The sequence below is a fragment of the Shimia haliotis genome (genome assembly GCF_900114415.1).
GTDB lineage: Bacteria > Pseudomonadota > Alphaproteobacteria > Rhodobacterales > Rhodobacteraceae > Shimia > Shimia haliotis.
This window is the reverse complement of sequence record NZ_FOSZ01000001.1, coordinates 486,232-507,721: the sequence shown is the minus strand read 5'-3', so window position 1 is coordinate 507,721 and position 21,490 is coordinate 486,232. Positions and strand designations below refer to the sequence as shown.

Below are 21,490 nucleotides of genomic sequence, written 5' to 3'. Positions count from 1 at the left end.
TTGATTTTGTTGACTTAAATCCGCCACGCAGCACACTCGCCACAAAATTGCCACTTTTGAAACGAGTCGGTTCAGAGCGCAAAACTTTAGCGCAGCACGGAATTTGTCCGCGCGGAAACCGGTGCCAGACATTTTAGGGAGTTATTGCAATGATGTTGGTGGGTTTGTTGTTGTCTGTTGGCCTATTGGCGGCGGTCTCCGGCGGTTTTGGAGACGACGACGGAGGGGTTGCCAGCGCGGTTGAAGTAAACGAAGGCACCGAGGACGATGACACCATGTTCGGCCGCGGCGACACAGATCTGATCGACGGTCGCGGCGGCGATGACGACATCACCGGACTTGGCGGCGACGACATCCTTCTCGGCGGGGATGGCGATGATATCCTCAAGGGGCGTGAGGGCGATGACTTTCTGGTGGGCGGGGACGGCGATGACACGCTTCGCGGCGGCGATGGCGACGACACATTGCTGGCCTCGGACGGCGCCGACAACCTTGTGGGCGGGGGCGGAAACGACCTGCTGATCGGCGCGGAAACCCTCAATCGCGTGCCAACCGCCAGTGACATTCTCGCCTTGCTAAACAGCCAACCCGTTGCCGATTTCACGTATGAACCACCCGAAGATCAGGAGCCTGGCAGTTATCTGAACGGCAAGGGCGGCGACGACTATCTGTTAATCGGCGAAGGCGACACCGCCGAAGGCGGACAGGGCAACGACACTTTCGAGCTGGGCGAATGGATCAACGACGCGGATCGCGCGCCGGTGATCGAGGACTATACCCCCGCAGATGATGTGATCGTCGTGCGCTATGCGGCAGGCAACCCGCCCCCCACAATCACCGTCGACACCTCTGACGAAGGCTTTGGCCTGATCGACAACATCTATGCCAACGGGGAATTGATTGCCCGCAACATGTCAAACGAAGGCGGCGCCTTGCCCCGCCTGTCGGCAAGTGACATTCAGCTCGTGGAAGTCGGCTAAACCCAAAGTCTTGCCAAAAGAGGAATTGCATCCTATGCCTTGCGCAGGGTCCGCAGTTCACCCAGGCGCCGCCGGTCATCTGACTTTGCTAAACCTGCGATAACACCTTTCGACAGCACCTTTGTTTTGTGCCGTCGACAAGGGCGGCCATCGACCCTCGGCTTCCCGAGGTTGGCACTTCTGTCAAAGGATGTACCCATGTCTCAGGACGTGACCCCTCTCTATGTGGCCGACGTTTCGGCCTTCACCAAAGCTTTGCGAAAATCCCTGTCTGAAACAGACACCTTTCCCGGCCACGCTGCCATGCTTGCAATGGTCGCCAAGGCCGCAGGCTATCGCAATCACCAACATCTCAAGGCCGAACAGCCAAAAACCCCAGAACTGGATGAGTTGGCGCTCAAACGCGCCCTACGGGTGTTTGACGATCAGGGCCGCATGATCCGCTGGCCGAAATGGACCAAAGTGCAGGGGCTCTGCCTCTGGCCCTTCTGGGCGCGCATGCCTGCCCATCAGGACATGACCGAGAAAGAGGTGAACGAGATCCTCAAACCCGGTCTGACGTTCGGGGATCATGTGCTTTTGCGTCGGTCTCTGATCGACCACAAACTGGCCACCCGAACCATCGACGGGCGCACCTATAGGCGCATAGAACAAAGGCCAACGCAGGATGCGCTGGCCCTCATGGATCGCCTGAAAAGCCGCTAAAGAAGGATCAGCGCCCCTCGTATGTCGCGGGGCGCTTGTCCAGAAATGCCACAACACCTTCCTGAAAATCGCGCGTGGAACCCAGCTTGCCCTGACGCTTGGCTTCCTGTTCCATCTGACCGGTCCAGTCGTTGCCCCAGGTTTCCTGAATGGCGGCTTTGATCTCGGCATAGGCCAAGGTCGGCCCCTCGGCCAAATGTTTGGCTCGCGCTTTCCAGACAGCTTCAAACTCACCGTCCGCAACCGCTTCCCAGATCATGCCCCACTGATCCGCCTGACGCGCGGAAATCTTGTCGGCAAACAACGCGGCGCCCATCGCCTTGGCTGCGCCCATCGAGCGCGGCAACTCATAGGTGCCACCGGCATCCGGCATCAGACCAATGCGCGAAAAGGCTTGCAGGAAATACGCACTTTCGGTTGCGATCACCACGTCCGCCGCCAGCGCAAGGTTGGCCCCTGCCCCTGCCGCTGCCCCGTTCACGGCGCAGATCGTCGGGATCTTGCTTTCACGGATCGCGCGGATCATCGGCATGTATTCGTCGCGCAATGTGCGCTCAAGATTCATGTTCGTCGCATCCGACGCATCGCCCAGATCCTGACCAGAACAAAATGCTTTGCCTGCACCGGTCAGAACCAGCACACGCGCGTCTTGTCCGGCCGTCAACACCGCGTCGGTGATCTCCGCCCGCATCTGCTGTGTCATGGCGTTGTAGGTATCAGGCCGATTCAGCGTCACAACCGCAATGCCGTCCGTCACCTCATAAGAAATTGTTTGATATTGCATTTTTCCCTCCGTCCTGCCCGTTTCTTGCATTGACTGCGGGCCGCTCCCAGTCCGACCCGACGTCACTTTTTCAGGATTTCATCCAACCGCGCCTGCTCTTCATCTGACAGACCTGCTTCGGTCTTTGCCGGCGCTTTGGACCGTGTCCGCACATAGCTAAGCGCGACACCCAACGCGAGCAAGAGCATCAACGGCCCCGCAAGGTACAAAACCAGATTGGTTCCTCCTGTGCGTGGCCGCAACAGGACGTATTCACCAAACCGGTCAACGATGAAATCCACGGTTTCCTCGTTGCTGTCGCCTTCGGTCAATCGTTCCCGCACCAAAAGACGCAAATCTTTGGCCAGTTCCGAATTTGAATCATCAATATTCTCGTTGCGGCACACAAGGCACCGCAAGTCCTGAGAAATCTCCCGTGCGCGTTCTTCCAGCACCGGATCATCCAGCATTTCTTCCGGTTGCACCGCGAAGGCTGGCGCCGCCAACCCGACGGCCAGCGCCACCACAATCCAATTCAGCATTTTCATTCTGCTGGAACCCCCGCATTCGGCGCCTTGCGCGCACCCGCAGCCACGCGATAGCGTCGGTCAAACAAGCTGAAACAGCCGCCCAATGCCATCATGAAACAGCCAAACCAGATCCAGTTGGTGAATGGCTTGATATAGGCCCGCACCGTATGGCCACCGTCATTCTGCGCATCTCCAAGCGCGAGGTACACATCGCGGAACAACCGGTAATCAATGGCGGCTTCGGTGGTGGGCATACCCGCCACCGGATACACGCGTTTTTCCGGATACAACATCGTCACAGGCGCTCCGCCTTTGGTGACTTCAATTTCCGCTTTGGTCGTAAAGAAGTTCGGCCCCTTCTCTTCGCGCACGTCCAACAACGTGAACTCATAGGCACCCAGAGAATAGGTTTCGCCTTCATAGGCCACACGAATATCTTCCTGCTCCCAAGCCATCAGACCGGCCACGCCGAACATCGTCACGCCAAGACCCGCATGGGCAATCGCCTTGCCCCAATCGGCGCCCGGAAGGCGGCGCAGACGTCCAAGCCGGGTTGCAAAATCTCCGCGACCGGTGCGCGACATCAGATCAATAATGGCACCGAAGAATACCCACGAGCCAAGAAACAACCCAATCGGGCCCAAAAGCGTGCGTTCGGTCTGAATTGCCCAAGCCAGCCCCATCAGAGCCAGCGCCAAAACAAGAGCAGGCACCAAAGGTTTGATGGCTTTGCGCAAGCTGGCGCGCTTCCAACTCAGCATGGCGCCAATCGGCAGAGCCGCACCAAGCAGCACCATGAACGGTGTGAACGCCATGTTAAAGAACGGCGCCCCGACGCTCAGTTTGCGGTCAAATGCCATCTCGCTCACCAAGGGCCAGATTGTGCCGACAAAGACCACGAAACAGGCCACCGCCAACAGGATGTTGTTAAGTACCAGCGCGCTTTCGCGGCTCACCATGCCAAAGACACCTTTGGCCTCCATCGCATTGGCCCGCGCCGCAAAAAGCGTCAGCCCGCCGCCCATGAAAAACGCGAGAATGGCGAGGATAAACACGCCGCGCTCCGGGTCATTGGCAAATGCATGGACCGATGTGATCACGCCCGAGCGTACCAAGAATGTCCCAATCAGCGAAAAGCCAAACGCCATGATTGCCAGCAGAATGGTCCAGCTTTTCAAGCTCTCGCGCTTTTCCACAACAATCGCAGAGTGCAACAGCGCCGCCGCCAAAAGCCACGGCATAAAGGACGCATTCTCAACCGGATCCCAGAACCAGAAACCGCCCCAGCCAAGCTCATAGTAGGCCCACCAAGACCCCAGGGCGATGCCGATGGTCAGGAAAATCCACGCCGCGAGCGTCCACGGACGCACCCAACGGCCCCATGCCGCATCCACCCGACCTTCGATCAGGGCCGCAATCGCAAAGCTGAACGCCATGCTCAGGCCCACATACCCCAGATACAAAAACGGCGGGTGCAGAGCGAGGCCCACATCCTGCAAAAGCGGGTTCAGATCTTGCCCGTCAAACGGCGGGATCAGCACCCTCTCAAACGGGTTGGATGTGAACAGAATAAAGGCAAAAAACGCAACCGCCACAGCACTTTGCACCGCCAAAGCCCGCGCCCGAATGCCGGGTGGCAAGCTGCCCCCGAACCACGCCAAACAGGCGCCAAACAGCGTCAGGATCAGCACCCAAAGCAGCATCGAGCCTTCATGGTTGCCCCAAACTCCGCTGACTTTGTACAGCATCGGCTTCAACGTGTGAGAGTTGGAAATCACCAGCCCCACCGAGAAATCCGAAGTCACAAAGGCATAGGTAAGAGCGGCGAAACTGAAGGCGGTGAACAGGAATTGCAGCCCCGCCGCAGGTTCGGCAACCGCCATCCAGGCGGGCCAGCGTTTCTGCGCGCCAATAAGAGGAACAATTGCCTGCACCACAGCGGTGACGGCGGCGAGGATCAGAGCGAAATGGCCGAGTTCAACTATCATGGCCGGACTATACGCGCACCGGCGCGGGCGGCCAACGGGATTCGCCGACCAACCCGTTCACAAAGTTGCGGCTATTTGCCTACCCTACCCGTTCCGCCTGCCACGCGGCCAAGGCAGCGTTTGCGTCCTTTGGCGCCTCAACGCTGCGCACGCTATTGATCGCCTCGACAACCTGAGGCACCTGCGCCATGGATTGTGCGATTTGGCGTTGAAATTCCTGCCCTTTGGCCTGATGTCGCGCGCCGAAATAAAAACTCACCACCACCCCCAACAACCACCAAAGCGGCTCCGGCACCAGCGACAACCCCGCCATGCGCGCCCCAAACCACACCGGATCAACCATCGCCGAGACAAACAGCCCGAGACACCCCAAAGCCATCGCCGGCCGCGGCAGGCGGTTCACCCCGTCCATTACGCGGTCAAACATGCCGCGCGGACCTTGCAGAAACTCAGCCCTAAACCCGTCCATTGCCGCGATCTGCACATCCTGCGCGCGTTTGGCACCTGCCTCTGCGTTTTCCCGAAACACCTCGGCAGTTTCGCGCACCACATTGCGCCCGCCGCCGAATATCAGCGTCAGAACCTTGCCAATCAGCCCCATTTGGCAACCCTCCGACCAAACTCCGCGTCGCTCAGGTGATAGCGCTGCGAGATGAACTCCTCCGCCCGCTTTATCCAGCCGCCCTTGCCGCCTTTTCGCGTCCGGGCAAACTTGCGCAGGCTTGGCCGCGCATCCGCCAGTTTAAGGTAATAGTTTCGCCGCGCGATCCCGTAAGCATCCGCCAGATGCCGCGGTGACACCGTCGCCGCCGCCTTTGCCGCCGCCACAGTCTGTGGCCCGATCCGGCCATCCACGGCCACTGCCTGCCCCATCTGACCGAGCAACCGCTGCAATATCTTCACAGCGTTGCGCCCCGCATTGACATACATATCAAAAACACTGGCCTGAAGCGTCTCAGGCAATTGGCCTATGCCTGGCTGGGCAAAGTAATGCTCCAGAAACACCGCTTCCGCGTCTTGGCGGGTCAGACCGCGAATGTCGGCCACATCCACATCTCCGTCTCCATCCGTGTCCAGCCCCAGCGCCCGCGCCGTGCCAATAGTCACCCCGTATTTCGTCGCCCCGCCCGGATCATCGGGATCGTTCACATACCCGCCTTCGCGGGCAACGATTTCTCGCGCAATGGCTCTCACATCCAACATGGCCGCCTCCTCTCTCTGCCTCGCGTTCAGAGTGGAAGCGACAAGTTAAGACCATGGCGCCCCACCGTGCGCGGCCGTTGCCTTTACGCAAAAGGCCCGCGACAATTGTCACGGGCCTTCATTGCAAACATTTGAAAACGCTTAAGAGTCCGCGTCTGGCTCCTGATAAACGCCTTGTTCCTTCAGCGCATCCACAACCTCTTTCGGCATATATGTCTCATCGTGTTTGGCCAGGATCTCGGTCGCAACAAACACCCCGTTCACATACGAACCCGTGCCAACCATGCCTTCGTTTTCCTTGAACAGATCCGGCAAAATCCCCGTGAACGTCACCGGCACGGACGCGCCGCCATCGGTGACAGAAAACGACACCGTGTCGCCTTGGCCGCGCACCAATGTGCCCTCTTCCACAAGGCCTCCGATGCGGAACACTTCGTTGGCCTTGGGCGGCTCTTCAACGACCTGCGATGGTGATCGGAAAAAGTTGATGCCGTCTTTCATCGCGGTTCCGATCAATGCGGTGGACACGCCCAACGCGACAAACAGCAAAACGATCACCTGAATCCGGCGCGTTTTCTTGAGGCTCTTCATCTCTCACACTCCTACGCGTTTGGCGCACATTACGGGAAGCACGGTGCCAGCATCAATCCTGCGGTTTCGTCTTCTCCAAGCATCAGATTGGCGTTCTGCAACGCCTGTCCGCTTGATCCTTTGGTCAGGTTGTCCAACGCCGCAATCACAATGGCACGGCCTTCGATCCGATCGCCAGTCACGCCAATGTGGCAAAAGTTCGAGCCCCGCACATGGCGTGTACTCGGTGTTTCGCAAAACGGCAGCACCTCGATGAACGGCTCCTCGCCATAGGCCCCCGCAAGGGTCGCGTGGATTTCCTCGGCATTCCCCTGCACGTAAACCGTCGCCAGAATACCCCGGTTCGCCGGCACCAGATGCGGCGTGAACTGAACCTTCACAGGACGGCCTGCAATCGCTGAGAATTCCTGATCAAACTCACCCAGATGCCGATGCGTGCCGCCCACCGCATAGCCGTGATAGCCTTCGCTCAGCTCCGCGTGCAGCAGGTTTTCCTTAAGCGACCGACCCGCGCCGGAGACCGCACATTTCAGATCCAGAATAATCTGGTCTAGATCAATCACACCCGCCTCGATCAAGGGCCGCAGGGCAAACTGCCCTGTCGCCGCGTTGCAGCCAGTGCCCGCCACCAAACGCGCCGCCTTGATCTCGTCACGGTAAAATTCCGTCAGGCCGTAAACAGCCTCTTTTTGCAACTCAACCGCGTCATGTTCACCGCCATACCACTTGGCATAGTCCTCAGGGTCACGCAGCCGGAAATCCGCGCTCAGATCGACCACTTTTACATTGGTCGGCAAGGCTTTGATAACTTTTTGCGAAGTCGCATGCGGCAGCGCGCAAAAACACAGATCTACCGCGTCAAAATCAATCTCGTCGATCTTACACAGCGTCGGCAGGTCCAGATGGCGCAAATGCGGGAACACCGCAGCCACTTCCATGCCGGCTTTGCGATCCGCCGACAAGGCGACTATCTCCATGCTGGGATGGGTGGCAATCAAACGCACCAGTTCGGCACCGGTATAGCCGCTTGCACCTAGAATTGCGATTTTGTGGGTCATGTTCTCGACCTCGTCCTTTTGCATGGCCGGCGCACTCCGCACAGGCCGCCCCGCTTTTCGAGGCTAATTAATCAGAAATTGTGGAAATTGCGAGGGCCTGCGCCCTTACGCCGCTTCAAATGTGATTTGTCGTCGCAAAAACTGCGTCGCACGGTCCGAAACCTTGCGCACGTCCCCTGTCGTGAGGAACTTGCTTTCGGTGCCCGCCCCGACCATTTTCGGATGTCGTTCAAGGTAGTCCGCCAGCGATTCCGCCACCAGATTGGCTTGGCTATAGACGCTCACGTCTTCCCCCAAGGCCACCTGAAAGGCGTCATGCATGATCGGATAGTGCGTACAGCCCAAAATCGCCGCCTGCGGGTCAGGCATCTTACGCTTGAGCGCATCCACATGAGACCGCACCAAGGCCTCAGCCAAGATCATGTCGCCATCTTCAATGGCATCCACCACCCCACCACAGGCCTGCGCCTCGACATCCACACCAATCGCGCGAAACGCCAGCTCACGCTGAAATGCGCGGCTCGCCACGGTGGCAGGCGTTGCAAAAAGCGCCACATGTTTCACCTCAACCTCACGCGGTGGACTGTTGTCGCCCCAGCTGCGCTCCGTCAGCGCCTCAATCAGCGGCACAAAAACGCCCAGCACCCGTTTGTCGTGCGGTATCCAGCTTTCCTGCATACGGCGCAAAGCGGCCGCACTGGCGGTGTTGCAGGCCAAAATCACCAGATCACACCCGGCCCCAAACATGCGCTCAACGGCTGCGGTTGTCAGAGCGTAAACATCGTCCGCATCCCGCACCCCATAGGGCGCATGCGCGTTGTCGCCAAAATACACAAACGGCACATCCGGCAACCGCTTCGTCACCGCATCCAGAACGGTCAGCCCGCCCAAGCCACTGTCAAAGATTCCAACTGCCACACCACACCTCTGCGCTTATGCGCGATATTTTTCTTCGAACTCAAACCCATAGCCCGTGTTAGCAATGGGCGTCGGGGACAGAGAATACGTGCTGTCCCGCAGGAAGTCCATGAGCGCCTTGGTGTCTCCGGCGCGGCTCTTGAGCGCATCCGAGGGCAAAGGTTTGCCGATGGCCACACGCACAGGCGCATCCACGCGTTTTTTGAATTCCCGGATCAGAAACCCCATGCGCAACGTCATATGCAAGTGACTGGCAATCTGAAAAAGCCGGCTGGTGTGGCCGTCAAAAAATACCGGCACTACAGCAGCCTCCGATTTCGCCACCATCCGCGCCGTAAACCCGCGCCAGCCCGGGTCCATCGGCATGCCAAAGGGCCGCGCCGCCGTGCTGACCGTGCCGCCAGGAAAAATCCCCATCGCCCCGCCCTGACCAAGGTAATCCAGCGCCGTTTTGCGGGTCTTGAGGTTGAGCTTCACCGCCTCTTTGGTGGTGTCAAAACTGACCGGCAGAACAATCCGGTTCAAATCTTCGGCCTTGTTGAAAACCGAATTGGCCAGAATGCGAAAATCGCCGCGCGCCTGGCTCAGGATGTGACCCATCATCAGCCCGTCCAGAATACCATAAGGATGGTTGGCGATCATAATCAGTGGCCCCGCGGTCGGGATATTGCTCAAAGATCCGCCCACCACATCCAGCGTCAGCCCGTAGCGATCCTTCATCACCGCCCAGAAATCCTGCCCCGCGGCGACTTCTTCCTCATAGCCCGCCGCGCGTTTGATCAAACCGATCCGTCCCGTGGCATTTTCCATCACGCGGATCATGGCGCGCCCGCCTTTGGTCTGTGCGGAATAGGCGTAGCTGATATCGCGGGCGACATGAGGATCGTGGGTCATGGCATAGGCTCTTGCGGTGGTTGCCCGAGCGTATGACAGGAGTGCGACAGTTTTTTAACCCTTGCTGGACCGCCGATGGAAAACTGTGGATTTTGCGCCCCGTGTTGGGGCGAAAGTAGCTTGCGCAGCGCCCAACTCAAAGTCGGGCGCTGCCTTTCATTTTTACTCAGCCGCCGTTGCCATCGGCCCCTGACTCAATTCCGCCAACAAGGCCTCGCGTCGCTTGGCTGCCTTGGCCTCGTTCTCGATCTTCACAGGGCCAAAGCCACGAATCTCAAGCGGCAGTTCCGCGAGCGCCACAGCTGCCTCTGGCGCGGCGTCGCCATATTGCGCAATCACCTCGGCCATATCGGTCTCATATTGCGCAATCAACGCCCGCTCCATCTTGCGCTCCGGATGGCGACCAAACGGATCAAGCGCCGTACCGCGAAGCCACTTGAGTTTGGCCAAAATCGGGAACATACGCGCCATACCGGCTCCGTATTCCGTCTTTGCCGGACGCCCGTTGGCCCCCTCTTTCGCCAACAGGGGCGGCGAAAGGTGATATTTCATCGCAAAATCGCCTTCAAAGACCTCCGAAGCCTTTGCCCGCGTCTCAAGGTGCAGGCGCGCAACCTCGTATTCGTCCTTATAGGCCAAGAGCTTATGATACCCTTTCGCCACGGCCTCTTTGAGCCGCAGGTCAGACACACCCGCCACCAGCGCTTGGTATTTCGCGGCCAGTTTTGCGTCCTGAAACTTCACCAGATGATCAGCGCGGAAGGCAATCTGCTCATCCAGTGTCTTGGGCTTCTCGACCACTTTCGGCGACAGCATACCCGCCGCCTCCGCCGGATAAAGCACCGCCCAACGCCCGATTTCAAACGCACGCAGGTTGCGCTCCACAGCCGCCCCGTTCAACTCAATCGCCGCAACAATCGCGTCATGGCTCAGCGGCACAAGTCCCTTCTGCCACGCCGCGCCAAACACCATCATGTTGGAGAAGATGCTGTCACCCATCACAACGCGGGCCAGTTCCGAGGCATCAAACAACGACAGCTCTTCACGCAGACGCGCCTGCAACGCCACCTCAAGACGGCCGGTCGGCAGCTTGAATTCGGTGTCCTGCGTAAAGGCGCCCGTGATGATTTCATGGCTGTTCACAACAGCCCCCGTACGCCCTGTAGAGGTCAAACCAAGGGTCTTGGCCCCCGCACTGACCACCAGATCGCCACCGATCAAGGCGTCCGCTTCACCGGTTGCTACACGCACTGCGCTGATCGCGTCAGGGCTTTCCGCCAGACGGCAATGGATATGAACAGCACCGCCCTTCTGGGCCAGCCCCGCCATCTCCATCATCGCGGCCGCTTTGCCGTCGATCTGCGCCGCCTGCGACAGGATCGCGCCGATCGTCACAACACCCGTGCCACCAACGCCGGTGATCACCACATTGTGCGTGCCGTCGATCTTCTTAAGCGCGGGCATCGGCATTTCTGGCAATTCAAGTGTTGCCGTCGCCGCCTTTTTGATCTTGGCCCCTTCCACGGTCACAAAGCTCGGACAGAACCCGTTGAGACAGCTGAAGTCCTTGTTACAGCTCGACTGGTTGATCTTGCGCTTGCGGCCCAGTTCGGTTTCCACCGGCTCAATGGAAATACAGTTGGACTGCACACCGCAATCGCCGCAACCTTCACAGATATCTGTGTTGATGAACACACGACGGTCCGGGTCGGGGAATTGCCCCCGCTTGCGGCGACGCCGTTTTTCGGACGCGCAGGTTTGCACATAAACAATGCAGCTTACGCCACTGATTTCACGAAACCTTTTCTCAACATTCATCAGATCAGAACGTTCATAAAACGCGGCATTTGACGGGAACAGACTTTCGCTCACATCCTCTTTTTCATCATACACCACCGCTAGAGCCTCAACGCCCATCGCGGCCAGTTCCTGTGCGATCTTCTGCGGGCTCAGATTGCCGTCATTCGCCTGACCGCCGGTCATTGCCACCGCATCGTTGAACAGGATCTTGTAGGTGATATTGGTGCCCGCCGCGAGCGCGGCGCGAATGGCCTGCACGCCGGAGTGGTTATACGTGCCATCGCCAAGGTTCTGGAACACATGTTTGGTCTTGGAAAACGGCGCTTCACCGATCCAGTTCGCGCCCTCGCCGCCCATATGGGTGAAACCTGTGGTCTCGCGATCCATCCACTGCACCATATAGTGACAGCCAATCCCCGCATACGCGCGGCTGCCGTCGGGCACTTTGGTAGAGGTATTGTGCGGACAGCCGGAACAGAACCACGGCGTGCGCACCGCAATATCTTCGGCGTTGTCCGCCCGCTGCGCTTCCTTAAGCGCGTTCATGCCTGCCTTCACCCCGTCGGTGCCGCGACCCTCTTCCACCAGAATATCGCCCAGCTTCTCGGCGATCATGATCGGATCAAGCGCCCCGCGCGTCGGGAACAGCTCCTCGCGGCCCATTAGGCCCGCTCCGCCTTTGTACCAGCCATAAACGCGACGACCACCGCGCGTGTCAAAGATTGCCTCTTTGATCTGCACTTCGATCAGTTTGCGCTTTTCTTCCACCACAACAATCAACTCCAGCCCCTCGGCCCATTCGTTGAACGTGGTCATGTCCATCGGGAAGGTTTGGCCGACCTTATAAGTGGTGATGCCAAGACGCTCCGCCTCGGCCTCATCGATGCCCAACAGGTCCATCGCATGCACAAGATCCAGCCAGTTCTTACCCGCAGCAACAAAACCGATTTTTGCACCGGGTTTGCCCCACATGCGCTTGTCCATCTTGTTGGCACGGCTGAACGCTTCGGCAGCAAAGCGTTTGTAGTCGATCATCCGCGCTTCCTGCGCGTGCGGCGTGTCGTTGAGCCGGATGTTCAGCCCGCCTTCAGGCATTTCAAACTCCGGCGTGACAAACTGCAACCGGTGCGGATCACCATCCACCACTGCCGTCGCCTCGATCGTGTCTTTCATGGTCTTCAGTCCGACCCAGACACCGGCAAACCGGCTCAGCGCGAGACCATAAAGGCCGTAATCCATGATCTCCTGTACACCCGCAGGTGACACCACCGGCATATAGGCGTCCACCAAAGCCCATTCGGACTGATGCAATACAGTGGAACTTTCGCCCGTGTGGTCATCGCCCATGGCCATCAGAACACCACCATGTTCCGAAGTGCCCGCCATATTGGCGTGGCGCATCACGTCGCCGGTGCGGTCCACACCCGGACCTTTGCCATACCAAAGCCCGTAAACGCCGTCGAACTTGCCTTCACCGCGCAATTCCGCCTGCTGGCTGCCCCACAGCTGCGTGGCCGCAAGGTCTTCGTTCAGACCCGACTGAAACAGCACATCACTGGCCTTAAGCTCTTTTTCGGCCCGCATCATCTGGCTGTCGACCGCGCCAAGCGGCGAGCCACGGTATCCGGTCACATAACCTGCAGTGTTCAGCCCCGCTTTGCTGTCGCGGGCCTTCTGCATCAACATCAGCCGCACGAGCGCCTGCGTGCCATTCAATAGCACATGCCGTTTTTCCAAATCCAAACGGTCATTCAACGAAACCTTCTGAATACTCATCTTGCGCTCCCCTCGCTGGACGGTACGTCTCCCATACTAACGCGATAATAGGTCACAAATTCTGACCTATGCAAATATTTTTTGAGATGCACCTTTTCACATTTTTCCTTATGGTCTGAATTTGCAGGCAATATTTGCAAGCGTTACGAAACGAGCAAAGAACAGATAAGAAAGTTACCTAATGGATTGGGACAAGCTCAGAATATTTCACGCGGTTGCTGACGCCGGGAGCCTCACCCACGCTGGCGATGTGTTGCACCTGTCTCAATCGGCGGTCTCCCGCCAAATCCGCGCGCTTGAAGAATCGCTTAATACCACCCTGTTCCACCGCCACGCCCGTGGCCTGATTCTCACCGAACAGGGCGAGTTGCTGTTTGACGCGACCAGTTCAATGAACAAACGCCTCGATGCCGCCGCAGCCCGTATCCGCGATAGCGAAGAAGAAGTGTTCGGCGAATTGCGTGTCACCACCACCATCGGATTCGGCACCCTCTGGCTCGCTCCGCGCCTGCCCCATCTCTATGAGAAATATCCCGATCTCAACATCGACCTGATGCTTGAAGAAAAAGTGCTCGACCTGCCCATGCGCGAGGCAGATGTTGCCATTCGCATGAAAGAGCCGTCGCAGGCCGACTTGATCCGCAAACGCCTGATGAGCGTGCGCATGCGTCTTTACGCAACGCCCTCCTATTTGGCAAAACACGGCACACCGGAAACTCAGGAAGACCTCACTAACCACCGGCTGATCTGCCAGAACCTGAATTCCGAACAGGTCGGCGCCGGCGCAACCTATGTGCAAACTTTGCTCGCGAATAATGTCACGTCGATGCTTTACGTGAACAACTATTTTGGCGTGCTTCAGGCGGTGATCCACGATCTCGGCATCGGTGTTTTGCCCGACTACGTGATCCAGGATTTCCCGGATATGACCCGTGTTTTGCCCGACAGCGAGAGCGCGGAAATCCCTGTTTTCTTGGCCTATCCGGAAGAAATGCGCCAATCCAAGCGCATTTCGGCCTTCCGCGACTTCGTCCAGGAAGAGATCATCGCACACCGCAAACAACTGAGTCAGAAAGAGAATTCCTGAGCTATGCAATTCACGCATAGCGGGCATGCTGCGATTGCGACATGATATCTCTTGAACGATTCAAAACTGACTACTAATTCAACTCTCGAAGACGGTGAGTGCTTAAGAGCGCATCATCTTCATACCTCCCTGTTGGACTAAGGCCGAGCTTATCGCTCGGCCCTTTTTTTTGCCCAATCCAGCGCGGCAAGATCAACGCACGCCTCAAAGACATGTTCAGCTCGCTTGACGCAGCCCCTTTAAATCCGGACTGTACAGAAAACACTTTTTACAAACCGGATAGTATCTATGACGCGATTGCTCCAGGTTTTGCTGCTCGTCGCCGCAACCCTCTTGATGACAGGCCAGACGCCTGTGGCTCAAACTTTGCCGATGACCTCTGTCACGTCCTCTTCTTCCGGAGAGGCCGAGGCCATTGCCCCCGAAGAAATGACCCCCGACGCCATCAACGCCATGGTTGCGCGCATGTCAGACGATGACGTCCGCGCACTCCTGTTGGATCGTCTGGACGCCGTCGCCTTGCAGGAAACGCCGGACCAACAACCACAATCTATCCTTGAGACCGCAAAAACGCTTTGGTTCGCGTTCAGTCACCAGCTTCTGGATGCGTCGGCAAAACTGCCCATCCTTTTCCCGAAACAGTTTGAGGCCATGTCCAACTTCGCCGCCAGCAACGGTGGCGCAAGCGGCGTCCTGACCCTGTTCGGATTGATCGCTTTGGTGTTGGCCATCGGTTTCGCCGTCGAATTCGCGGTGCGCACATGGCTCGTGAAAATCCGCAACCCCGATCCAAGCGAACCGCACCATTCCCTGCGAGAGGCCCTGACCTTTCTGGTTAAACGCTTCTTCCGTGAAATCTTCGGCCTGATCGTCTTCTACGTCACGGTGCGTACAATCGGCCGTATGGTGTTTGACGCCAATGATCTGATCTTTGTGGCGCCCTTCGTCGGCTATCTCATCTGGATGCCGCGCGTGGCCGCCGCTTTCTCGCGCTTTATGATGGCACCAGAGCGTTCGGACCTGCGCCTTGTGAATGTCTCTGACACCTGGGCCAAATTCATCCACCGCCACATCACCGGCCTGATGCTGCTGGGTGGCATGACCTTGTTCATCGTGGCCTTTAACCGCGACAATGGCATCCCACCCGGCGAAACCCGCATCGGGTTCTGGATCGACAGCCTTGTCTATCTCTATATCGCCTATATCGCATGGACCGCCCGTGAGGGCCTCAGCGACATGATGCGCGGCACTGACCCTGACAACACCGAATTCGACGAATGGATGGCTCGCGGCTATCCCTATTTCGCCATCGCGGTCGCAGGGGCCATGTGGGTGATTGTCTCCACCTTGATTGGCATGAACAAAGTCGAGCTTCTGGTGGGTGGCTCCCACTACTCCACGATGTTCCTGCTCTTGATGACACCGGTGATCGACACCGCCATTCGCGGCCTCGTGCGGCACCTGGTGCCACCCATGCAAGGCGAAGGCCCCGTCGCCGAAGAAGCCTATGTGGCCACCAAACGCAGCTATGTGCGCATCGGCCGCGTGGTCGCCCTCGGGATCGTCCTGTCGATGATCGCAAAAACATGGAACCTGTCACTCCTCAGCCTTCTGCAGGACCGCGCAGGCATTGGCGACAACCTCTTTAGCTTCACCATGACCGTGATCGTGGGCTACGTCGTCTATGAGGCGGTCAGCCTCTGGATCAACCGTCGGCTTGCGGCGGAATTCACAGCGCTCGGCCTCTCCAAAGAGGACGCAGGCGGCGACGAAATGGGCGGCGGCGGCGGATCCCGCCTCTCAACCGTCCTGCCGCTGGCGCTGGTCACGGCCCAAGGCACTATCATCGTCATCTTTGCACTGCTCGCGATCGGCAACCTTGGTGTCGACATCACTCCACTTCTGGCCGGTGCCGGTATCGCCGGTCTGGCCATCGGCTTTGGTGCGCAAAAACTTGTGACCGATGTCGTGTCGGGCGTCTTCTTCCTTGTGGATGACGCCTTCCGCACCGGAGAATACGTGGAAATCGACGGCACCATGGGCGCGGTCGAGAAAATCTCCATCCGCTCCATGCAACTGCGTCACCACCGCGGACCGGTTCACACCATCCCCTACGGAGAAATCCCCAAGCTCACAAACTATTCCCGCGACTGGGTGATCATGAAACTCAAGTTCACCGTGCCCTTTGATACCGATCCCAACAAGGTCAAGAAGATCTTTAAAAAGATCGGTCAGGAAATGCTTCAGGACGAACTGTTCAAAGACGACTTCCTGCAACCGTTCAAGTCTCAGGGCGTGTTTGACATCGACGATGTCGGCATGGTGATCCGTGGCAAGTTCATGGCCAAACCCGGTAAGCAGTTCATGATCCGCAAGGAAATCTACAACCGCGTCAAAGCCGAGTTTGAAGCCGCAGGAATCGATTTTGCCCGCCGCGAGGTGCGCGTGGCCATTGGTGGCGGCGAACATGAGGATCTTTCCAACGCCGACAAGGCAGCAGTGTCCGCTGCGGCCACCCAGGCAGCGCAAGAGCAAGCTGTCGAGGGAGGCGCGCCGGCCAAAGGGCCGGATTAAGCTGGGAACGAAAAGTAATGTTGAAACACATCACAAAGGCCGTTCTTGCAGTTTTCTTTTCGAGCGCAGCGGTTTTCGCTGCCTCACCGGAAGACCTGAACGTCGCCTTGAAGAAAGCCGCCAACGACGACGATCTGGGCTTTACACGGGGCTCTTTTGTCGCCGCACCTATTCCGTTCAAAAACGCAATGATCGGAGCAGGCCTCGCGCTCGGCGGCGGATACATGTTTCAACTCGACGAATCCAGCGACACATCCATCCTCGGCCTTGGCGCTATGCGCAGCGAAAACGGGTCTTCCGCCTTTGGTTTGATGGGAAATCTGGCTTTCTCGCAAAACAAATGGCAACTGAGCGTCGCCGCAGGCAAGGCCGATCTTTTCTATGATCTCTATCTGGGAAACCTGGCGGTTCCAATTCGGCAGGACGGTCATCTGTTTAATTCCACATTACTCTATGGTCTCACAGATGAACTCCACGTCGGCGCAGGCCTGAGGTACCTGGAAACAACCATCGACTACGCCACCTCCGGCGGCTTTCCTCCGTTACCTGACACTGATCTTGAAATGGGAGTGCTGTCTGCGCTCGCCAAATGGGATACACGCGACGACACGTTTTCGGCGCGTACAGGCCACCTGATCAACGCCACGCTCTCCTACGGAGAAATTCTGAACCAATCCGATCGCTCCTATACAAAAGCATCCGCACTTTACACAGGCTATCAACCTTTAGGCCCATCAAACAGTCTTGCTTATCGCGCGGCGGCCTGCCGCTCGGCATCAGACGCGCCCTTCTTTGAAAAATGCTCTCTGGGCGGCACAGACGCCTTTCGCGGGTTCAGCGCAACCCGCTACCTTGATGACGCACTGCTCTCCGCCCAAGTCGAATTCCGGCAAGATCTGAGCAGCCGCTTCTCCGCAGTGGCATTCGCGGGCGTGGGCCTCACCGGACCAGACTTTGATTCACTGTTTTCGTCACCCTTGCGCAGTGCTGGCGGACTCGGGCTGCGCTTTCAACTCTCAAAGAAATTCAAAGCCGTTTTTTCCGTCGACATGTCCGTGAATGACGAACACGAGGACATACTTTATATCTACGTCGGCCAACGTTTCTAAGGTTCCTTTCCTACCCCCTTCCCCTTTGGGCCTGCCTGTCTTAAAAGCCCCCCAAACGCTGCTATCAAAATTGGGGACTCTCGCGACATGCAGGAACCGGCCATCACCACCGATCTTATCGAAGCTCATGGACTGAAACCTGACGAATACGAGTTGATCCTCGAAATCATCGGACGAGAGCCAACTTTCACAGAACTCGGCATCTTCTCTGCCATGTGGAACGAGCACTGCTCCTACAAGTCCTCCAAGAAATGGCTGCGCACCCTGCACACCGAAGGCCCGCAGGTGATCTGTGGTCCTGGTGAAAACGCCGGTATCGTGGACATTGGTGACGGCGACGCCGTGGTCTTCAAAATGGAAAGCCACAACCACCCGTCCTACATCGAACCCTATCAAGGTGCCGCCACGGGTGTTGGCGGCATTTTGCGTGATGTCTTCACCATGGGTGCCCGCCCGATTGCCGCAATGAACTCACTGTCCTTCGGCGAACCGGCCCACCACAAAACCACACAGCTTGTGAACGGTGTGGTCGAAGGCGTCGGCGGCTACGGCAACTGCTTTGGCGTTCCGACCGTGGGCGGCGAAGTCCGCTTCCACCCCGCCTATAACGGCAACTGTCTCGTGAACGCCTTCGCAGCAGGCCTCGCGAAATCTGACGCCATCTTCTACTCTGCCGCCTCCGGCATCGGCATGCCCGTTGTGTATCTGGGCGCAAAAACCGGCCGCGACGGCGTTGGCGGTGCGACCATGGCATCGGCAGAATTTGACGACACAATCGAGGAAAAACGCCCCACCGTTCAGGTTGGCGACCCTTTCACCGAAAAGCGCCTGATGGAAGCCACGCTGGAGCTGATGCAGACCGGCGCCGTGATCTCCATTCAGGACATGGGCGCCGCTGGCCTGACCTGCTCCGCTGTGGAAATGGGCGACAAAGGCAAACTGGGTGTGAAACTCAACCTCGAAGACGTACCGCAGCGAGAAGACAACATGACGGCTTACGAAATGATGCTCTCTGAGTCTCAGGAACGTATGCTGATGGTCCTCAACCCCGAGCTTGAGGCCGAGGCCCGCGCCGTCTTCGCCAAATGGGATCTCGACTTCGCCATCGTTGGCGAAACCATCGCCGAGGACCGCTTCCTGATCCTGCACCACGGCGAAGTCAAAGCCGACCTGCCGCTCTCGCCGCTCTCTGGTCGCGCGCCGGAATACGACCGTCCGTGGGTGGAAACACCTGCCGCCGAAGAACTCGCAGACGTGCCTCAGATCGACGCCATTGATGGCCTTAAGGGCCTGATCACCTCGCCGAACTACGCCGGCAAACAGTGGGTCTATGAGCAATACGACACAACCGTCATGGGTGACACCGCCCAGCGACCCGGCATGGGCTCCGGCGTGATCCGCGTGCACGGCACCGACAAGAAACTGGCCTTCACGTCTGACGTGACGCCGCGCTATGTCAAAGCCAACCCCACCGAGGGCGGCAAACAGGCCGTGGCCGAAGCCTTCCGCAACCTCTCTGCTGTCGGCGCCAAGCCGCTGGCGACCACCGACAACTTGAACTTCGGCAATCCCGAAAAGCCCGAGATCATGGGGCAATTCGTAGGCGCGATCAAAGGCATCGGCGAAGCGGTCAAAGCGCTGGACATGCCCATAGTGTCGGGCAACGTGTCGCTCTATAACGAAACCGACGGCTCCGGCATCTTGCCCACGCCCACCATCGGCGCGGTTGGCCTGATCGCCGCCGGCGAAGAACCCATCTTGGGCGAAGTGCGCGACGGTCACGTCGCCATGGTCATCGGCGACACCCAGGGCCACCTCGGCCAATCCGCCCTGCTGGCCGAAGTCTTCAACCGCGAAGACGGCGACGCGCCGCATGTGGACCTTGCCGCCGAACTCAAGCACGGCGAATTTGTCCGCGAAAACCGCGACTTGATCAAAGCCTGCACCGATCTGGCTGACGGCGGTCTCGCCCTCGCAGCCTTTGAAATGGCCGAAGCCGCAGGCGTTGGTGTGCACCTCGATATGGACGACACCCCGACCCTCTTCGGCGAAGACCAAGCCCGCTATCTCGTGGCCTGTAACTTCGATCAAGCCGAAGCGCTCATGATCAACGCGCAGCAAGCAGGCATCCCGATCACCTCAGTGGGCCGCTTCACCGGCGAGACCGTGAAATTCGGCAGCTCCGAGGCTACTCTGGAAGAACTCTCCGAGACCTTCCGCAGCAGCTTCGCCGCAGCGGTCGCCTAAGCCATGGGTCAAAAAGTGCCCAACTTACCGGCACTTACCGACGATTGCTCACGCTGCGCAGCGCTCTGCTGCGTGGCGTATCCATTTGAGGAAGACGAAGATTTCGCCATCCTAAAAGACGTCGACACGCCCTGCCCTAATCTCTCTGACACGTGTTTTGACTGCACCATCCACGCGAGCCTGAAATCGCGCGGTTTTGGCGGCTGCATCGCCTACTCCTGCGCCGGTGCAGGGCAGCGTGTGACGCAGGAACTCTTTGACGGCGAAACATGGCGCGACGACCCCGATCTTCTGACCCACATGACCCACGCCCTACGCGTGCTGCGTCCGATCCACGAGGCCCTCGCCATCCTGCTTGAGGCGCAAAAGCTGCCACTGCCGCCCGAGGTGCAAATGGAGTTGACCGCCAAAATAACCGCCCTCTGCCCCGACGATCCGAAGTCGATCTGGGCCTTTGAAGATGCTCAAGTGCAGGACGCGCTGGCCGATGTGCCGACATTCGTGCGCTCCCTCGCGCCTTACGTCGCATAGCGTTGATCTCGCTTGCAGACCTCGCGCCGCGCGCCTACATTTTTCACAAGACGCAAATCAAAGGACGCATCAAGATGCCCATGAACCCGCACCAGATCGAAGAACTCCTGCGCGAGACCTTCCCGGACGCAGAAATCGAAATCGGCGGCACCGACGGTGTACATATGTCGGCCATGGTCGTGGACGAAAGCTTCCGCGGCAAAAACCGTGTGCAGCAGCAACGCGCTGTCTATGCGGCTCTCAAGGGCAAAATGGACGGCTCTGACGCCGAATTGCACGCACTCGCCCTGACCACCCGAGCGCCAGACTGATGGGCTACGCGTTGCTTGGCATAGGCGTTTTGGTTTTGCTTGTGGTGGCTGCCACCGCCACAGAAGCGCATCGCCATGCCGCGCGCAAACCCGCCAAAGTTCGGAGCTAACGCCATGGATTTCCTAGGGTTTCTCATTTTCGGCGTGATTGCCATGGGAGCGGCGCTGGCCTTTTACGGCCGCAACCGCGACCCGATAGAGCAAGACGACAGTGACCCCGACCACCACACCCTGCGCTCGGACTATCAATCCGGCATGGGCGGCGGCAACGTCACCACATGGAAAATCCCCAAGGATCCGCAGGACTACGCCAAACTGTTTGTCCCCGACACCAAGCAAAAGTGACCCGCAGCCCCGAACAGTGGCATTCTCTAAAAAATCTCCCTATATGATGGGCAACCCAATCACGGCCCCGCCGTCACAAG

Annotated in this window: 19 protein-coding genes; 9 read left to right on the top strand and 10 right to left on the bottom strand. The window is 58.4% G+C overall.

What is annotated here, in order from left to right; translation table 11 throughout:
• The first annotated feature begins 149 nt into the window (after nt 1-149).
• A complete protein-coding gene (locus BM069_RS02490) occupies nt 150-980 on the top strand; it encodes a calcium-binding protein (RefSeq protein WP_093319817.1) in 831 nt (276 codons plus the stop codon).
• 198 nt (nt 981-1,178) lie between these two features.
• Nucleotides 1,179-1,685 carry a DUF2087 domain-containing protein gene (locus BM069_RS02485; protein WP_093319812.1) on the top strand — a complete coding sequence of 169 codons (507 nt, stop codon included), beginning with the start codon at nt 1,179-1,181 and terminating at the stop codon, nt 1,683-1,685.
• Nucleotides 1,686-1,692: 7 nt separating this feature from the next.
• Here BM069_RS02485 and BM069_RS02480 read toward each other — a convergent pair whose 3' ends face one another.
• The 10 genes from BM069_RS02480 to BM069_RS02435 all read right to left on the bottom strand — a co-directional run bounded on the left by BM069_RS02480 (nt 1,693) and on the right by BM069_RS02435 (nt 13,206).
• Nucleotides 1,693-2,469 carry an enoyl-CoA hydratase-related protein gene (locus tag BM069_RS02480; RefSeq protein WP_093319808.1) on the bottom strand — a complete coding sequence of 259 codons (777 nt, stop codon included), beginning with the start codon at nt 2,467-2,469 and terminating at the stop codon, nt 1,693-1,695.
• A gap of 62 nt (nt 2,470-2,531) precedes the next feature.
• Nucleotides 2,532-2,990, bottom strand: a complete 459-nt coding sequence (locus BM069_RS02475; protein WP_093319805.1) for a cytochrome c-type biogenesis protein — start codon at nt 2,988-2,990, stop codon at nt 2,532-2,534.
• Nucleotides 2,991-2,992: 2 nt separating this feature from the next.
• Nucleotides 2,993-4,966 (bottom strand): heme lyase CcmF/NrfE family subunit, encoded by a 1,974-nt coding sequence (locus BM069_RS02470; protein WP_093319803.1) that lies wholly within the window; start codon nt 4,964-4,966, stop codon nt 2,993-2,995.
• Nucleotides 4,967-5,045: 79 nt separating this feature from the next.
• A complete protein-coding gene (locus tag BM069_RS02465) occupies nt 5,046-5,567 on the bottom strand; it encodes a holin family protein (protein ID WP_093319799.1) in 522 nt (173 codons plus the stop codon).
• Nucleotides 5,558-6,169 (bottom strand): holin-associated N-acetylmuramidase, encoded by a 612-nt coding sequence (locus BM069_RS02460; RefSeq protein WP_093319796.1) that lies wholly within the window; start codon nt 6,167-6,169, stop codon nt 5,558-5,560. Before BM069_RS02460 ends, BM069_RS02465 begins: the two co-directional genes overlap by 10 nt.
• Before the next feature lie 141 nt (nt 6,170-6,310).
• Entirely contained in the window at nt 6,311-6,760 is a 450-nt protein-coding gene (ccmE, locus tag BM069_RS02455; RefSeq protein ID WP_093319793.1) for a cytochrome c maturation protein CcmE, read from the bottom strand.
• A gap of 29 nt (nt 6,761-6,789) precedes the next feature.
• The gene (gene argC / locus BM069_RS02450; RefSeq protein ID WP_093321249.1) at nt 6,790-7,818 is read right to left on the bottom strand and encodes an N-acetyl-gamma-glutamyl-phosphate reductase; all 1,029 of its coding nucleotides are present in this window, start codon (nt 7,816-7,818) and stop codon (nt 6,790-6,792) included.
• Between the two features lie 105 nt (nt 7,819-7,923).
• Entirely contained in the window at nt 7,924-8,736 is an 813-nt protein-coding gene (locus BM069_RS02445; RefSeq protein WP_093319791.1) for a glutamate racemase, read from the bottom strand.
• Between the two features lie 15 nt (nt 8,737-8,751).
• Entirely contained in the window at nt 8,752-9,630 is an 879-nt protein-coding gene (locus BM069_RS02440) for a lysophospholipid acyltransferase family protein (protein WP_093319788.1), read from the bottom strand.
• Between the two features lie 162 nt (nt 9,631-9,792).
• Nucleotides 9,793-13,206 (bottom strand): indolepyruvate ferredoxin oxidoreductase family protein, encoded by a 3,414-nt coding sequence (locus tag BM069_RS02435; protein WP_093319786.1) that lies wholly within the window; start codon nt 13,204-13,206, stop codon nt 9,793-9,795.
• Between the two features lie 181 nt (nt 13,207-13,387).
• On the opposite strand from BM069_RS02435, the gene BM069_RS02430 reads away from it, so the two are divergent.
• From BM069_RS02430 to BM069_RS02400, 7 genes are all read left to right on the top strand, one after another.
• Nucleotides 13,388-14,293 carry a LysR family transcriptional regulator gene (locus BM069_RS02430; protein ID WP_093319783.1) on the top strand — a complete coding sequence of 302 codons (906 nt, stop codon included), beginning with the start codon at nt 13,388-13,390 and terminating at the stop codon, nt 14,291-14,293.
• A 288-nt stretch (nt 14,294-14,581) separates the two neighbouring features.
• Entirely contained in the window at nt 14,582-16,867 is a 2,286-nt protein-coding gene (locus tag BM069_RS02425; RefSeq protein WP_093319781.1) for a mechanosensitive ion channel family protein, read from the top strand.
• A 17-nt stretch (nt 16,868-16,884) separates the two neighbouring features.
• A complete protein-coding gene (locus BM069_RS02420; RefSeq protein WP_093319779.1) occupies nt 16,885-17,976 on the top strand; it encodes a BamA/TamA family outer membrane protein in 1,092 nt (363 codons plus the stop codon).
• Nucleotides 17,977-18,063: 87 nt separating this feature from the next.
• Nucleotides 18,064-20,223 carry a phosphoribosylformylglycinamidine synthase subunit PurL gene (purL, locus tag BM069_RS02415; RefSeq protein WP_093319775.1) on the top strand — a complete coding sequence of 720 codons (2,160 nt, stop codon included), beginning with the start codon at nt 18,064-18,066 and terminating at the stop codon, nt 20,221-20,223.
• 15 nt (nt 20,224-20,238) lie between these two features.
• A complete protein-coding gene (locus tag BM069_RS02410; protein WP_244503504.1) occupies nt 20,239-20,754 on the top strand; it encodes a hypothetical protein in 516 nt (171 codons plus the stop codon).
• A gap of 74 nt (nt 20,755-20,828) precedes the next feature.
• Nucleotides 20,829-21,065, top strand: coding sequence for a BolA/IbaG family iron-sulfur metabolism protein (locus BM069_RS02405; protein ID WP_093321245.1), 237 nt, complete (start codon nt 20,829-20,831; stop codon nt 21,063-21,065).
• A 75-nt stretch (nt 21,066-21,140) separates the two neighbouring features.
• On the top strand, nt 21,141-21,410 hold the full coding sequence (locus BM069_RS02400; RefSeq protein ID WP_244503503.1) for a hypothetical protein: 270 nt from the start codon (nt 21,141-21,143) through the stop codon (nt 21,408-21,410).
• Nucleotides 21,411-21,490 lie beyond the last annotated feature (80 nt).

Excerpts from the sequence above, each read along its gene's own strand:
- BM069_RS02490 (WP_093319817.1), top strand. The coding sequence starts at position 150 with ATGATGTTGGTGGGTTTGTTGTTGTCTGTTGGCCTATTGGCGGCGGTC.
- BM069_RS02485 (WP_093319812.1), top strand. The coding sequence starts at position 1,179 with ATGTCTCAGGACGTGACCCCTCTCTATGTGGCCGACGTTTCGGCCTTC.
- BM069_RS02480 (WP_093319808.1), bottom strand. The coding sequence starts at position 2,469 with ATGCAATATCAAACAATTTCTTATGAGGTGACGGACGGCATTGCGGTT.
- BM069_RS02475 (WP_093319805.1), bottom strand. The coding sequence starts at position 2,990 with ATGCTGAATTGGATTGTGGTGGCGCTGGCCGTCGGGTTGGCGGCGCCA.
- BM069_RS02470 (WP_093319803.1), bottom strand. The coding sequence starts at position 4,966 with ATGATAGTTGAACTCGGCCATTTCGCTCTGATCCTCGCCGCCGTCACC.
- BM069_RS02465 (WP_093319799.1), bottom strand. The coding sequence starts at position 5,567 with ATGGGGCTGATTGGCAAGGTTCTGACGCTGATATTCGGCGGCGGGCGC.
- BM069_RS02460 (WP_093319796.1), bottom strand. The coding sequence starts at position 6,169 with ATGTTGGATGTGAGAGCCATTGCGCGAGAAATCGTTGCCCGCGAAGGC.
- ccmE (WP_093319793.1), bottom strand. The coding sequence starts at position 6,760 with ATGAAGAGCCTCAAGAAAACGCGCCGGATTCAGGTGATCGTTTTGCTG.
- argC (WP_093321249.1), bottom strand. The coding sequence starts at position 7,818 with ATGACCCACAAAATCGCAATTCTAGGTGCAAGCGGCTATACCGGTGCC.
- BM069_RS02440 (WP_093319788.1), bottom strand. The coding sequence starts at position 9,630 with ATGACCCACGATCCTCATGTCGCCCGCGATATCAGCTACGCCTATTCC.
- BM069_RS02435 (WP_093319786.1), bottom strand. The coding sequence starts at position 13,206 with ATGAGTATTCAGAAGGTTTCGTTGAATGACCGTTTGGATTTGGAAAAA.
- BM069_RS02430 (WP_093319783.1), top strand. The coding sequence starts at position 13,388 with ATGGATTGGGACAAGCTCAGAATATTTCACGCGGTTGCTGACGCCGGG.
- BM069_RS02425 (WP_093319781.1), top strand. The coding sequence starts at position 14,582 with ATGACGCGATTGCTCCAGGTTTTGCTGCTCGTCGCCGCAACCCTCTTG.
- BM069_RS02420 (WP_093319779.1), top strand. The coding sequence starts at position 16,885 with ATGTTGAAACACATCACAAAGGCCGTTCTTGCAGTTTTCTTTTCGAGC.
- purL (WP_093319775.1), top strand. The coding sequence starts at position 18,064 with ATGCAGGAACCGGCCATCACCACCGATCTTATCGAAGCTCATGGACTG.
- BM069_RS02405 (WP_093321245.1), top strand. The coding sequence starts at position 20,829 with ATGCCCATGAACCCGCACCAGATCGAAGAACTCCTGCGCGAGACCTTC.
- BM069_RS02400 (WP_244503503.1), top strand. The coding sequence starts at position 21,141 with ATGCCGCGCGCAAACCCGCCAAAGTTCGGAGCTAACGCCATGGATTTC.